At 73.7% G+C, this 14,023-nt stretch carries 11 protein-coding genes; 7 read left to right on the top strand and 4 right to left on the bottom strand.

The window, feature by feature from the left end; translation table 11 throughout:
- Positions 1–76 precede the first annotated feature (76 nt).
- Entirely contained in the window at positions 77–910 is an 834-nt protein-coding gene (locus ABZ721_RS11375; protein WP_358788387.1) for a DUF1932 domain-containing protein, read from the bottom strand.
- Between the two features lie 338 nt (positions 911–1,248).
- Between ABZ721_RS11375 and ABZ721_RS11370 the strand changes: the two genes are divergently transcribed.
- Positions 1,249–2,412, top strand: a complete 1,164-nt coding sequence (locus tag ABZ721_RS11370; protein ID WP_358788499.1) for a beta-1,3-glucanase family protein — start codon at positions 1,249–1,251, stop codon at positions 2,410–2,412.
- A 96-nt stretch (positions 2,413–2,508) separates the two neighbouring features.
- A complete protein-coding gene (locus ABZ721_RS11365) occupies positions 2,509–2,745 on the top strand; it encodes a DUF6011 domain-containing protein (protein ID WP_358788386.1) in 237 nt (78 codons plus the stop codon).
- A gap of 50 nt (positions 2,746–2,795) precedes the next feature.
- On the opposite strand, the gene ABZ721_RS11360 is transcribed toward ABZ721_RS11365, so the two are convergent.
- Positions 2,796–3,449: an LPXTG cell wall anchor domain-containing protein gene (locus ABZ721_RS11360; RefSeq protein ID WP_358788385.1), complete on the bottom strand. Its 654-nt coding sequence runs from the start codon at positions 3,447–3,449 to the stop codon at positions 2,796–2,798.
- Between the two features lie 785 nt (positions 3,450–4,234).
- On the opposite strand from ABZ721_RS11360, the gene ABZ721_RS11355 reads away from it, so the two are divergent.
- Positions 4,235–4,396 (top strand): hypothetical protein, encoded by a 162-nt coding sequence (locus ABZ721_RS11355; RefSeq protein ID WP_358788384.1) that lies wholly within the window; start codon positions 4,235–4,237, stop codon positions 4,394–4,396.
- A gap of 66 nt (positions 4,397–4,462) precedes the next feature.
- Entirely contained in the window at positions 4,463–4,900 is a 438-nt protein-coding gene (locus tag ABZ721_RS11350) for a nitroreductase family deazaflavin-dependent oxidoreductase (RefSeq protein ID WP_358788383.1), read from the top strand.
- A 62-nt stretch (positions 4,901–4,962) separates the two neighbouring features.
- On the opposite strand, the gene ABZ721_RS11345 is transcribed toward ABZ721_RS11350, so the two are convergent.
- On the bottom strand, positions 4,963–5,598 hold the full coding sequence (locus ABZ721_RS11345; RefSeq protein ID WP_358788382.1) for an FMN reductase: 636 nt from the start codon (positions 5,596–5,598) through the stop codon (positions 4,963–4,965).
- A 29-nt stretch (positions 5,599–5,627) separates the two neighbouring features.
- Entirely contained in the window at positions 5,628–6,734 is a 1,107-nt protein-coding gene (locus tag ABZ721_RS11340; protein WP_358788498.1) for an LLM class flavin-dependent oxidoreductase, read from the bottom strand.
- 455 nt (positions 6,735–7,189) lie between these two features.
- On the opposite strand from ABZ721_RS11340, the gene ABZ721_RS11335 reads away from it, so the two are divergent.
- From ABZ721_RS11335 to ABZ721_RS11325, 3 genes are read left to right on the top strand one after another with little or no spacing between them, the layout of a single operon-like run.
- A complete protein-coding gene (locus tag ABZ721_RS11335) occupies positions 7,190–7,750 on the top strand; it encodes a sigma-70 family RNA polymerase sigma factor (RefSeq protein ID WP_358788381.1) in 561 nt (186 codons plus the stop codon).
- Complete coding sequence (locus tag ABZ721_RS11330; protein ID WP_358788380.1) at positions 7,747–9,309, top strand: hypothetical protein; 1,563 nt, start codon at positions 7,747–7,749, stop codon at positions 9,307–9,309. The genes ABZ721_RS11335 and ABZ721_RS11330 overlap by 4 nt, the downstream gene beginning before the upstream one ends.
- Positions 9,306–13,964 carry an FtsK/SpoIIIE domain-containing protein gene (locus ABZ721_RS11325; RefSeq protein ID WP_358788379.1) on the top strand — a complete coding sequence of 1,553 codons (4,659 nt, stop codon included), beginning with the start codon at positions 9,306–9,308 and terminating at the stop codon, positions 13,962–13,964. The genes ABZ721_RS11330 and ABZ721_RS11325 overlap by 4 nt, the downstream gene beginning before the upstream one ends.
- Positions 13,965–14,023 lie beyond the last annotated feature (59 nt).

Genomic DNA, 14,023 nt, shown 5'->3' with positions numbered 1-14,023 from the left:
ACGGCGCCGGGACGTCGGCGTCGGAGCGCCGGGCCGCGGACTTCAGCGGCTGCCGGCGCCCCGTGCCGTGGTGCCGTCAGGCGCGCCGCAGCCGCCGCAGGGCCTCGTCCGCGCTCAGGGCGTCGTCGTCCTTGCTGTCACTCCAGCGGGCCAGGGTGCGGGCGGCCGCCCGCAGCAGGTCCTCCGGCAGGCCGGCGGCCGCCGCCAGGTCCGCGGCCTCGTCCAACTCGGGACCCCAGCGCCACGCGCGGGCGGCCGTGCCCGCGACGCGGTCCGGCGCGGCGAGCGGGGAGGCCAGGCGCGAGGTGAGGGCGAGGAGTTCCGGCCCGACCCCGTGCTCCTGCGCCATGGCGAGGGACACCGCGGCCATCACCTCGGACGTCTTGCGCAGACCCGCGTAGGCGAGCTTGAGCGCGGAGGCCTGGCCGACGGTGTCGCCGAGCACCTTGGTCGTCACGTCCGTTCCGGCGAACAGCTTCTCCACGACGGCCGCCGCGGGCGCGAGCCCGGCGAGGAAGAGCGTGGGCGCCTCACCGCCGGCCGGGGGCGTGCCGGTCACCGCACCGTCGAGGACCAGTGCCTCCGGCAGCAGGTCCACGATCCGCCCGACCCGCTGCGGCGAGATGGCGTTGGCTTCCAGATACAGGCCCTCGAACCCGTGCGCGCCCACCTCCCGCGCCACGTCCTCGGCCGCGGCCGGCGGGCACAGGCTGATGACGATGTCCGCGCGGTCCAGCAAGTCGGCCGACGTCGCGACCGGCTCCAGCCCGAAGCGGGTGGCCCGTGCCACGGTCCGCTCGCTGCGTCCGGCCGGGCACCACAGAACGGTCGCCGCGTGCGTCGCGGCCTGCGCGGCGACGGCCGCGCCCATGCTGCCCGGGTGGAGGATCCCGACGATCGGTCCGGTCACGGGTGGAGCTCCTTCGTAGACGCTGTGCTGGTGGGTGGATCCTGCCGATCACGGCGGTGACCAGGTCGACCGTACGGGCCCGGCCGGGTCGTTCGTCAAACCCGGTCTGCGCCAGCGGTGTTGTCAGAGTTGGTGAAGTTTCTGCTGGGGCCATTGACAGGGCACCGTCCCGCTCGCATTCTGAGAGCGCTCTCAGGCCGGATGGTCCGGACCACGCGGCCGGGGAGCCGGTCCGGAACGACCGCATGTCCACCCCCACCCCCCACCTCCCCCCACGTGGTGTGTACAGCAAGGAGCCAAGCGTGTTCGCCAAGAAATGGAAGCTGTCGGTGTCGCTGATATCGGCGGCGGCTATCGGCACAGGCCTCGCCACCATCGGGCCCATCGCGCCCGCCGGCGCGGCGGTCCCCGACACGATTCCGCTCACCTTCACGAACAACTCCGGCCGCGGCGAGCAGATCTACATCTACAACCTCGGGACCCAGCTCTCGACGGGCCGGCAGGGCTGGGCCGACGCGAGCGGTACGTTCCACGCCTGGCCCGGCGGCGCCAACCCGCCCGCCCCGGCGCCGGACGCCGCGATCGCGGGACCGGCCAACGGCCAGTCCATGACGCTGCGGATGCCCAAGTTCTCCGGGCGGGTCTACTTCTCCTACGGCCAGAAGCTCGTCTTCAAGCTGGCCGTGGGCGGACTGGTGCAGCCCGCGGTGCAGAACCCCACCGACCCGAACCACAACATCCTCTTCAACTGGTCCGAGTACACCCTCAACGACTCCGGGCTCTGGATCAACAGCACCCAGGTCGACATGTTCTCGGCCCCCTACGCCGTCGGCGTGAAACTGCCCGGCGGTTCGACGAAGAGCACCGGCCACCTCAAGGCCGGCGGGTACAACGGCTTCTACAACGCGCTGCGCAACCAGCCGGGCGGCTGGGGCAACCTGATCCAGACCCGCTCCGACGGCACGGTGCTGCGCGCCCTCGCCCCCGGACACGGCATCGAGTCCGGCGCGCTGCCGGCCTCGGTGATGGACGACTACATCAACCGGGTGTGGCAGAAGTACTCCACGTCGACGCTGACCGTGACCCCCTTCGGGGACCAGCCGAACACGAAGTACTTCGGCAAGGTGTCCGGCAACGCCATGAACTTCACCAACAGCGCGGGCGCCGTGGTCACCACCTTCCAGAAGCCCGACGCCGACAGCATCTTCGGCTGCTACAAGCTGCTGGACGCGCCGAACGACCTGGTGCGCGGCCCGATCTCGCGCACCCTGTGCGCCGGGTACAACCGCTCGACGCTGCTGGTGAACGCGAACCAGCCCGACGCCAGTTCCGCGAACTTCTACCAGGACGCGGTGACCAACCAGTTCGCCCGGAAGATCCACGCTCAGATGGCCGACAGCAAGGCGTACGCCTTCGCCTTCGACGACGTCGGCAACCACGAGTCGCTGGTGAACGACTCCAACCCGCAGCAGGCGTACATCACCCTGGACCCCTTCAACTAGGCCCGCACCCGCCCGCCGCACCCACGCCGCCCGCCCGCAGACTCCCGGGGCGGGCGGCGTGGGTGGTTCGCGGCGCGAGCTGGTAGACCTGGGGGTATGTTCTCCGCTTCGGACTCCGACCCCGCGACATTGCCCGGCTTCGCCGCATCCGACGCCGATGAGGCGGTCGCCGGGCGGCCCCGCGTCCTGTGCCGGTTGTGCGGCCGGCCGCTGAACGATCCCGAGTCGCGGCTGTGGGGTCTGGGGGAGGGCTGCCGGAACAAGCTCGACACCCGCAGCGCTCCCCGGCCCGGCGTGAACGACGTCGAGCAGGAGCAGCTGCCCGGGACCTGACAGGGCCTGGATGGCGTACCCCTGGTGGGGGACGGCTGGAGGGGACGGTGTCAGTGCCGGCCCGTGTCGGCGCGGCGGCGCAGGACGAACAGGCCGCCGGCGCCCACGAGGAGGAACGCGCTGGCCAGTGCCGCGATCGTCGTGCTGTCGCCGTTGCCGCCCGTCGACGCCAGGACGGTTCCGGTGGGGGAGTCCGCCGGGGACGGCGTGGCCGGGCGCGAGGTGGTCGGTGCCGTGGTGACCTGCGCGGCCTTCGTCGGCTGTGCCGTGGGGGAGGGGGCCTGCGACGGCTTCACGGGCAGCAGGCAGGCGGTGTCGGGAGACGCGGGCAGCACCTCCAGGTTCTGCTGGTGCAGGTTCCCGGCCGTCACCTGGACGTACCACTGGTACCCGGGCTTCCACTCCACGAGGACCTTCTTCGTGACCCCGGCGGCCGTCGGGTGGGCGATGTGCACGCTGCCGACGGCGGGTCCCGCCATGCCGGACGCCATGCGGAGGACGACCGAGATGTCGGCCGGCGTGCTGGACGGGTCCTTGTCCGTGACCGTGATGGCGGCCATCGGCGTACCCGTGCTCGTGTCGCACGCCGCGACGGCGTTCGCACTGAAGTCACCGATGCTGCAGGCGGCGGCGGGGCCTGCGGTGAGCAGCAGCGCGCCCGCCCCCGCTGCGGTGGCGGCGAACAGCCCGCGCTTGGATATCACAGTTTCCTCCACACAGTTCATGAAGGCGGGCGCGCCAAAGGCAACGGTGTCCGCACGGTGCCCCGCGCCATCGCGTGGACGTCGAGACCTCATGAACCGGTCGCGGGCACGCGGGCTTTGGGGGCGTCACTCATCGTCAACTCCTGCGCGCCTCCTGTCAACTTGGAGATCACCAGGTCGGCGGCGGAAGCGGAACGGACGCGTCAGCCGACAGGGACCCCCGGGAAGACCCGTCCTTGATCGATCCACCCGCCGTGCCCGTCGCCCCCGACCCAGCGGTACGCGCCGGCCGCGTTGCTGCCCGGGTGCGGTCTCATGAGGCCGCGTTCATCAGGTCGAGCGCGCTCTGCTGCCGGGCCGCGTCCATCGTGTCCGGCGGGCCGGACCAGCGCAGGCCGTACTGGTCGAGCGGGTTGCGGTCGGACGGCCCGCACCGGAGGGAGGGACGAACCCTCCGGTGCGGCGGTCGCGCCCTGGGGTGACAACGTTGTCCACAGTGTTCCGATGAGCACGGCGATGCTGAACCGGACTGCCTTCACCTGACCTCCGGAGACCTGACGGCCGGGGGAGCGGCCGGTACGAAGCCTGAGAGTGAAGTCTGAGAGCGCTCACAAAAGTTAACGGCGCCGAGGGGGCCCGTCAATGCGCCGGACATGATGATCTGGCGCCGGGCGTCGGCCGGACACGGCGGCGTGGTGTGATCACCGGCGATTCGTACGCGTGTACCTTTCTGATAGCGCTGCCCGTCCGCCTCAGCGGACGGGACCGATTGTCAGAAGGTGCCCATGTCTTCGTTGTTCTCCGAAACGCTCCGCACGGAATCCAGCCCGACCCAGCAGGCCCCGGGCCCGTCGACGGATCCGTTCCTCTCCCCGGCCCTGCTCCCGTTCGACGCGGCGGAATCGGACGGTGACTTCGACCAGGACCTGGAGAGCGCGTCGCGGTAGTACGCGGCGGCCGCCGGCCGCTGCCGGGGTTGTCGGGGCTTAACGGGTGTGGGAACGGGGGCGGGAATGGCGAAGGAATATCGGGTCGGGGCCGGGACGCGCGGGGTGAACCGGGTGTTCGCGGTGATGACCCGCTTCGGGATCGGCAAGGGGTACCGGCACGTGCTGACCGTTCGGGGCCGCTCCTCGGGGCAGCCGCGGTCGACGCCCGTCGACGTGATGGCGGCCGGTGGACAGCGCTGGCTGGTCGCCGCGTACGGAGTCACCAACTGGGTGCACAACGCCCGGGCCGCGGGGCAGGTCCGCATCAGCCGCGGCGGCCGGTCCGAGGATCTGCGGGCCGTCGAGCTGGGATCCGCGCAGAGCGTGCCCGTACTGCGCCAGTACCTGCGCGAAGTCCCGATCACGCGCGCGTACTTCGACGTGACGGAAGCCTCGACGGACGAGGAGTTCGCCGTCGAGGCCGCCCGCCATCCCGTGTTCGAGCTGCTTCCGCTCGACTGACCGCGCCCGCCGCCACGGGAGGTGGCGCCAGGCGCGGTCGGATGCCTCAGCGGTCGGATGCCTCAGTGGCCGGAGGGCCGGAGCGCCGCCAGTTGCTGCGCGAACGGCACGACCTGATCCGGGGCGGCCGAGGCGGCCGGCCTGCCGGCCAGCTGGTCGGCCAGCTCGCCCGCCGCGCGGGCGATGCGGGCGGCGAGGCCGTCGGTGGCCGCGTCCCCACCCGAGCCCCAGTCCTCCGAGGCGGCATAGACCGCGGTCGGCACGACGAGCGCCCGCAGGTAGGCGAAGAGCGGCCGCATCGCGTGCTCCAGCGCGAGCGAGTGCCGTGCCGTACCGCCGGTGGCCGCGACCAGGACCGGCTTGCCGGCGAGCACCCCGTTGTCGAGCACGTCGAAGAACGACTTGAACAGGCCGCTGTACGAGGCGCTGAAGATCGGGGTCACGGCGATCAGGCCGTCGGCCCGCTCCGTCGCCTCGAGGGCGTCGCGCAGCGCCGCGCTGGGGAAGCCGGTCACCAGGTGGTTGGCGAGGTCGACGGCCAGTTCGCGCAGTTCGATGACGCGGATGGCGACCGTACGGTCCTCGTCCCGGTCGCTCAGTGCCCGCCGGGTCGCCTCCGCGAGCCGGTCGGCCAGCAGGCGCGTCGAGGACGGTTGGCTCAGGCCCGCCGAGACGACGACGAGATGCACGGTGTTCATGGGTTCCCTCTCTCCTGCGGTCGGGTGGCTCAGACGGCGTCGTGCGCGTCGCTCGCGTCGTCCGCCAGGGCGCGGGCGACCAGGGCGGCGTGCGTGGGGCCCTCGGGCACCCCGGCCGGCCGTGCCGAGGCGAACTCCTTGCGCAGCACCGGTACGACCTCCTCGCCGAGCAGGTCCAGCTGCTCCAGGACCGTCTTCAGCGGCAGGCCCGCGTGGTCCATCAGGAACAGCTGGCGCTGGTAGTCGCCGAAGGAGTCGCGGAAGGTCAGGGTCTTGTCGATGACCTCCTGCGGGCTGCCCACGGTCAGCGGCGTCTGGTCGGTGAACTCCTCCAGCGAGGGGCCGTGGCCGTAGACGGGCGCGTTGTCGAAGTAGGGGCGGAACTCGCGCACCGCGTCCTGGGAGTTCTTCCGCATGAACACCTGTCCGCCGAGACCGACGACGGCCTGCTCGGCGGTGCCGTGGCCGTAGTGCGCGTACCGCTCCCGGTACAGCTCGATGAGCCGCTTGAAGTGCTCCTTCGGCCAGAAGATGTTGTTCGCGAAGAACCCGTCGCCGTAGTAGGCCGCCTGTTCGGCGATCTCCGGGCTGCGGATCGAGCCGTGCCAGACGAACGGCGGGACGCCGTCGAGCGGCCGGGGTGTGGAGGTGAAGGACTGCAGCGGCGTACGGAACGTGCCCTGCCAGTCGACCACCTCGTTGCGCCACAGTTCGTGGAGCAGCGCGTAGTTCTCTACCGCGAGCGGGATGCCCTGGCGGATGTCCTTGCCGAACCAGGGGTAGACCGGCCCGGTGTTGCCGCGCCCGAGCATCAGGTCGACGCGGCCGTCGGCCAGGTGCTGCAGCATCGCGAAGTCCTCGGCGATCTTCACCGGGTCGTTGGTGGTGATCAGCGTCGTGGACGTGGAGAGGATGATGCGCTCGGTCCGCGCCGCGATGTAGCCGAGCATGGTCGTCGGCGACGAGGGCACGAAGGGCGGGTTGTGGTGCTCGCCCGTCGCGAAGACGTCGAGACCGACCTCCTCGGCCTTCTGCGCGATGGCGACCATCGCCTTGATCCGCTCGTTCTCCGTGGGCGTCGTCCCCGTCGTGGGGTCGGCGGTGACGTCGCCGACGCTGAAGATCCCGAACTGCACTGTGCTCACCACATCCATGTAGTTGCTGATTCAACTATCACCCAGAACGGCAGCACCCGCCGCTCTATTCCCCGGTCTTTGCGCAGGTCGGGTGGGGGTGTTCGCAGCTCGCACGGGTGGCTACGGGGTGTGATTGTCGCCTCTTTTTCCGCCGCGCCCGCCGCCGGTCCGGTGGCTTGAACCGCGTTCCCGCGCCTGCCGCCCGGCGCGTGCGGCGCACGGCGGAACCACGGCTGTACTGCCCCGAGCGGAGTTTCGACGCTCGTCAAGGGGCCGACGCAAACCGCCGCCCGCAGGGGTGATTTGGCCGATAGCCGCCTTTGCCTCCGTGCGTCCGGCGTGACTAGGGTGTGCGTTCTGTGGTGGATCCATCTATCCGCGCGTTCGTCTCCCCTGCCCGGTTCCCCGCGCGACGGCCGCCCCGATGACCCCGAACCCTCCGAGGCAGCAGCAGCATGAGTTCAGCGGCACTCTCCGCACCGCGGTACGCGACACGCGAGACGGACGAGCGGTTCACCGCTTTGATCGGGCCCCACCGCCAACCCCTCCTGCGCTACGTGCGCTCGCTCCTGCCCAACGACCCGCAGCGGGCGGAGGACGCCGTGCAGGAGACCCTGCTGCGGGCCTGGCTGGCGTCGCCCACCGGGCCGGGGGCACGGCGCGCCGACGGCTTCCAGCCCGGTCTGCCCTGGCTCTGCACCGTGGCCCGGAACGTCGTCATCGACTGGAGCCGCAGGGACGGTGTCCGTCCCGCCCTGCCCACCGCGTACCTTCCCGAGACGGCCGCCGTCGCGGACGACCAGGCGCGGGTCGTCGACCGCACCCACCTCGTCGAGTTGCTCGCCCCCCTCTCCCGCCCCCACCGTGAGGTTCTGGTGTACACGTACCTGCTCGGATGTTCCGGCCCCGACACGGCGCTCGCGCTGGGAATCCCGACCGGGACCGTCAAGTCCCGTCTGCACCACGCGATGCGTGACCTGCGACGTTCGGCCGCCTTCGTACGGGAGTGCGCGTGACCGGCCGCACGGCGGCCGTCGCCGGCCGGCAGTCGCTCGCCCTCGCGATGCCCGACCGCAACTCCTGGCTGATCATCATCGGCTTCCTGACCGCCCTGGTCCTGCTCATCTGGGTGGTCTCCCGGATCATCAGGTCCCAGGGCGGGTTCCGGCGCACCTGCCGGCGTGTTGTGTGGGAGGCGCGGATGACCGGCCGCGCGTTCTCCCAGCCGCTGCGCGCCTACCGGCTGCACCGCCGCTGCGCGCGGATGCTGACGTCGTTCCTCGCCGACCCGGACGCCCGCGTCCTCGCCGGTGCGGCGCTGGACCGCGCCGACGCGGCCCAGGGAGCCGGCTGCTACGCCCCGACCGTGTGGATCGGGCCGTCGCGCGACCGTACGCGGGTGGTCATCGCGGGCCGGGATCCGCTCGGTCCCTCGGGCGCGTGGACGGATGCCGCCGCCGACCCGGGGGAGTGGACCTGGTCCGCCCCGGCGCAGGCGGAGCCGTCGGCGACCGCGGCGCTCGAGGAGGACCGGGAGCGGCTGCTGCTCGTCGTCGGTGTCGACCGCAAGGTGCCCGGAGTCGTGCTCGTCGACTGGGCGAGCGGCCCCTCCTCGCTGGTGGTCGAGGGCGACGCGCGCGTGGCGCGCAGCGTGGTGCACGCGCTGACCGCGCAGCTCGACAGCCTGCCGGACGGGCCGGAGGTGCTCGTCGCCCGCGGTCTGCACCCGCGGTTCCCCGGCCCCGGACTCGACGACCTCATCGCGGAGGTGTCCGCGCGCGGGAGCGTGGAGGCCGTGCCGGTGGGCGGCCCGGACGAGGGGACGGAGGCGGAGACGGGACGGGTTTCCCTCCTGCCGCCGGTCCTCGCGTGCTGGATGCCGAACCCCGAACAGGCGGAGCGGCTGGCCGCGCTCAGCGCCGACGGCAGCGCCCTGGTCCTGGCCGGCGGGAGCCTGCCCGGCTCCAGTTGGACGCTGCACGCGGAGCCCGACGGGCGGCTGCTGGGTCCCGGGATGCAGATCGACGTCGAGGCGGCCTCGCTCGCCAAGGCGGTGGGCCGTGCCATCCGCCGGCAGCGCTCGCGCGCTCGCGCCACGGCTCCGGCGACGACGCCGGTCGTGACGTCCGAAGCCGCCGAAGTATCGGAGGTGTCCGAGGAGGCATCCGCAGCCTCCGCCGCAGCGGAGACGCCGACGCCCGCGCCCGTCGAGCCGGTGAGTGCCCGGACCGGCACCGACGACCCGGACTTCATCGAGCCCGCCGCGACCCCCGCCGCCACCCCCGCCATCCCGGCCCCGGCGCCTGCCCCGGACTCCCACGCGCACCCGGTCGCGAAGCCGGGCGCGGGCCCGGTCGCGAAGCCGGACCAGGACCCGGCCCCCGAGCCGACCGCCGTCCCGCCGCCCGCACCCGCTCCGGCACCCGCCCCGGCCCACGCCCTGGACCCGGACCTCGACCTCGCGGAGCCCGAGCCCGCCGCGGCGCCCGCGCGCTCCGCGGGCGTCTCCGCCGCGTCACGTCCCCTGCCCGCCGCCCCCGGCGAAATCCCGGATCGGACTGCTCCCACCTCGTGAGACTCTTCCTCAGCATCACTCCGGCCGAAACGCCGGACCAGGGCCGCGATCTCATGATCGACGCCACCGGCGCCACCACCGTGGGCGCGCTCGTCGCCGGACTGTCCCCCGACGGCGGGACCGAACCGCCCCCGCTGTACCTGGGGGACCGACCGCTCCCCGCCGAACTGCCGCTGTCCGCCGCCGGGGTGCGGGACGGAGCCCGGCTCGGGCTCGGCGGGCCCGCCGCGCCGGAGAGCGGGGGATACGGGCCGCTGCGCGACCTGCTGCCGCCGCCGTCGCGGTCCGCGGACGGCGAACGGCTGCCGCGCGGCCCCCGGGTGGAGCTCCAGCTGGTCGGCGGCCGGGACGCCGGACGGGTCTGGCTGCTGGAGCCCGGCACGCACGGCGTCGGCCCCCTGCCGGGCAGCGCGGTCCTCCTGGAGGGCCGGGACGTGCCGTCGCAAGGGGTGCGGGTCACCGTCCGCCCCGACGGGACCGTCCTGCTCAACACCCAGCAGGCCGACGGCGTCGCGCTGTCCGCGCCCGAGCCCCCGCCGGCCCGGCCGCGCGCGGACGCGACACCCCTGCCGCCCGCCCCGGCCCCGGAACTGCCCGACCCGTACGCCGACGCCCACGAGCCGCTGCCACGCGGCTGGCAGGAGTGGCCGCTCGGCGGCGAACTGGTGCTGGGCGAGTTCCTGCTGCGGGTGACGGAGCCGACCGAGGCGGACGCGGCCGTCACCGTCTCCGCCGACGGCGCGTTCCTCGACTTCAACCGGCCGCCGCGCATCATCCCGCCGCTGCTGCCCGAACGCTTCGTCCTGCCGTCGCCGCCGAGCCCGCCCACCAAGCGCCCGGTGCCGCTGCTGGTGGTGTTCGCGCCGCTGCTGCTCGGCGTCGCCATGGTCACCATCCTCCACTCGTACTTCTATCTGATGTTCGCGGTCTTCAGTCCGGTGCTGGCGATCGGCAACTGGATGAGCGGCCGCAAGAGCGGGCGCCGCGAGTACACCGACGGCGTCGCCAGCTACCGGGCCCGGCGCGCCTCGCTGGAGCGGGACATCCAGCAGAAGGTGGACCGGGAGCGGCGGTTGCGGGTGGCGGGCGGTCCCGACCCGGCCGAGGCCGGACTGTGGGCGGTCGGCCCCGGCGCGCGCCTGTGGGAGCGCCGCCGCGGCCACCCCGACCACCTCGTGCTGCGGGTCGGCACGGTCGGCCAGTCGTCCTTGCTCACCGTCGAGGACACCTCCCGCGAGGACAACCACCGCTCCGTCAACTGGCGGATCCCCGACATGCCGGTCGGCGTCGACCTCACCGGCGACGGGGTGCTCGGCATCGCCGGCGAGCGCGACGCGGCCCGCGCGCTGGCCCGGTGGGCCGTCGCGCAGGCGGCGATCCTGCACAGCCCCCGCGACGTACGGATCACCGTCCTCACCGACACCGCGGGCGCCCCGGCCTGGGAGTGGGTGCGCTGGCTGCCGCACGCCCGGCCCGGCCGCGGCGGGGTCTCCGCGGAGAACTCCGGCGGCCCGGCCGTCACCCTCGGCAACGACCCGGAGACCGTCGCCAACCGCGTGTCGGAGCTGGTCTCCGCCGTCCGCTCGCGGATGCGCGCCCGCGACTCCGCGATGAGCGGGGCGCTGCTGAGCGAACCGGACCTCGTCGTGGTGCTCGACGGGGCGCGGCGGCTGCGCGACGTGCCCGGCGTCGTGCAGGTCCTGAAGGAGGGGCCGGCCGTCCGGGTCTTCCTGATCTGCATCGACCAGGAGGAGCGCATGCTCCCCGAGGAGTGCGTCTCGGTCTGCGTCGTGAACGCCCGGGACGTGACGCTGCGCCGCACCGGCAGCGCCGACCTCACCGAGATCCGTCCCGACCTGGTCGACACCGACTGGTGCGAGCGGATCGGCCGCGCGCTGGCGCCCGTGCGCGACGTGACGCCCGACGGCTCCGACGGGCTGCCCGACCGGGTCGGCCTGCTCGGCCTGCTGGAGCTCGAGCCGCCGCAGGGAGCGGAGCTGGCCCGCCGGTGGACCAACCGGCCGGCTTCCACGGCCGCGCTGCTGGGCGTCGGCTACACCGGCCCGGTCACCTTCGACCTGATCAAGGACGGCCCGCACGGGCTGGTCGCCGGCACCACCGGCGCCGGCAAGTCCGAACTGCTGCAGACGCTGGTCGCCTCGCTGGCCGCGGTGAACCGGCCCGACGAGATGACGTTCGTACTCGTCGACTACAAGGGCGGCAGCGCCTTCCAGGACTGCGTGCGGCTGCCGCACGTCCTGGGCATGGTCACCGACCTCGACAGCCACCTGGTGGAGCGCGCCCTGGCGTCCCTCGGGGCGGAACTCACCCGGCGCGAGCGGATCCTGGCCCAGGTGGGCGCCAAGGACCACATCGAGTACCGCTCCCTGCGGCGGCGCGACCCGTCGCTGGTGGCGCTGCCCCGGCTGCTGCTGGTCATCGACGAGTTCGCCACCCTGGCGCGGGACGTCCAGGAGTTCATCCCCGGCCTGGTCTCCATCGCGCAGCGCGGCCGCTCCCTGGGCCTGCACCTGATCCTGGCCACCCAGCGGCCCGCCGGTGTCGTCACCGCCGACATCCGCGCCAACACCAACCTGCGCATCTCGCTGCGCGTCACGGACGGCATGGACAGCCAGGACGTCCTGGAGGTCAACGACGCGGTGACCATCTCCGCGGCCACCCCGGGCCGCGCGCTGGCCCGGATCGGCCACCGTTCCGTCCTGCCGTTCCAGACGGCCTTCGTCGGCGCGCCCCGCGCGGGGAAGGACACCGACGGCGAACAGCCGCGTCCTGACACGGCGTCCGGGACGGGCGCGGAGGCCCGGCCGGCGGCGGAGCCGCCCGTCTGGACCAGCGCGGTCGACTGGACGCAGCTGGGGCGCACGGCCGCCGAGCCGGGCCCCGAGCACGCCTCGGACGCCGACGCCCAGGACCTGTCGGACGACCCCGACGGGCCGACGGACCTGACGGCCCTGGTCGAGGCGATCCGGGACGCGGCGGCCGAACTCGACGTGCCGCACCAGCCCAGCCCGTGGCTGCCCGCCCTCGCGCCGGCCGTCTCGCTGAACGACCTGCCCGAGCGGCCCGACCTGCCGAACGGCCGGCTGGCCGCCGTCCCCTGGGCGCTGGCCGACCTGCCGGGCATCCAGCGCCAGGAGCCGCTGGAGCTGGACTTCTCCCAGTTCGGGCACCTGTACATCATCGGCACCCCGCGGTCGGGGCGCTCCCAGGCGCTGCGCACCATCGGCGGCGCGCTGGCCCGCCGGCACTCCTCGGCCGACGTGCACCTGTACGGGATCGACGCGGCGGGCGGCGCGCTCGCGGCGCTCAGCGCGCTGCCGCACTGCGGCGCGGTCGTCCCCCGGGCCGACCTGGAGCGCCTCAACCGGCTGCTGGCCCGACTCCTCGCGGAGATGGGCCGCCGTCAGGAGCTGCTGACGCAGCACGGCGTGGCCAACCTCGCCGAGCTGCGCACCCAGCTGCCGGCCGCGGAGCGCCCGGCCCACCTGGTGGTCCTGATCGACGGCTGGGACTCGCTGGTCGCCCTGCTCGGCGACCACGACGGCGGGCGGCCCGTGCAGGAGCTGACCGCACTGATCCGCGAGGGCGCGCCGATGGGCGTGCACGTGATCGCGACCTCGGAGCGGGCCCTGCTGTCCGGCAAGGTCGCGTCGCTCAACGACGAACGGCTGCTGCTGCGGCTCACCGACCGCAGCGAGTACATGCTGGCGGGCATCCCGGCGAAGCTGATCCCGGCCGTGGTGCCGCCGGGGCGCGGCTGGCGCGGCGGCAGCGCCGCCGAGGTGCAGGTGGCGCTGCTCGGCGAGCTGTCGGGCGGCGTGCCCACCGGCCGGGAGCAGGCAGACGCGCTGCAGCGCATCGGCGCCGAGGCGACGCGCCGCGACCGGGACGTCCCGGCCGCCCGCCGCCCGGCCCGGGTGATGACGCTGCCGAAGCAGGTGACGTTCACCGACGCGTACGCGAAGGTGCCGGCGGACCAGCGGCGCCCGCTGTGGGGGCTGCTGGGCATCGGCGGCGACGACCTGGAGCCGGTGGGGGTGGACTTCGCGGCGGACTCGCCGTCGTTCCTCATCAGCGGTCCTCCCGGGGCGGGCCGTTCCACCGCGCTGGCCAGCCTCGCGGTCTCGCTGCTGGCCGGCGGGACCCGGGTGGTGGCCATCACCCCCCGCGAGTCGCCGCTGCGGGGCCTGCGCAGGCACCCGCAGGCGGTCGTCCTGGAGTCGCCGGACCCGATGGCCGAGGAGGTCCGCGAGGCGCTGGAGGCCGGGTCCGGGCCCGCGGTCGTGCTGGTGGACGACGCGGACCTGCTCGCCCAGATGCCGGCCGCCGACTCGGTGCTGCGCGACATCGCGGCCACCGGGCGCGACCGCGGCTACGGGCTGGCGGTGGCCGCCACCGCGGAGACCCTCACATCGGCGGGTATCGGCTGGCTGGGCCAGGTGCGGCGGGTCCGCAAGGGCGTCCTGCTGTCCCCGCAGTCCCCGGCCGAGGGTGATCTGCTGGGCATCCGCGTCCCGTACGACCTGCTGCGCGGCCGCCCGGTGCCCGGGCGCGGGCTGACGGTGGACCCGGTGTCGGGCCTGCTGGTGTCGGTGCTCGTCCCGGAGACGGTGCTGCGGTCGGACGAGGCCTGACCCGTCGCGCGACGCCGCGGACCACGCGCGAGCCCGCGGCCACCGGATCCGGTGGCCGC

This window comes from Streptomyces sp. NPDC006733 (genome assembly GCF_040636125.1).
GTDB lineage: Bacteria > Actinomycetota > Actinomycetes > Streptomycetales > Streptomycetaceae > Actinacidiphila.
Note: the sequence above shows the minus strand (reverse complement) of the source record. Positions and strands in the feature narration are given on the sequence as shown.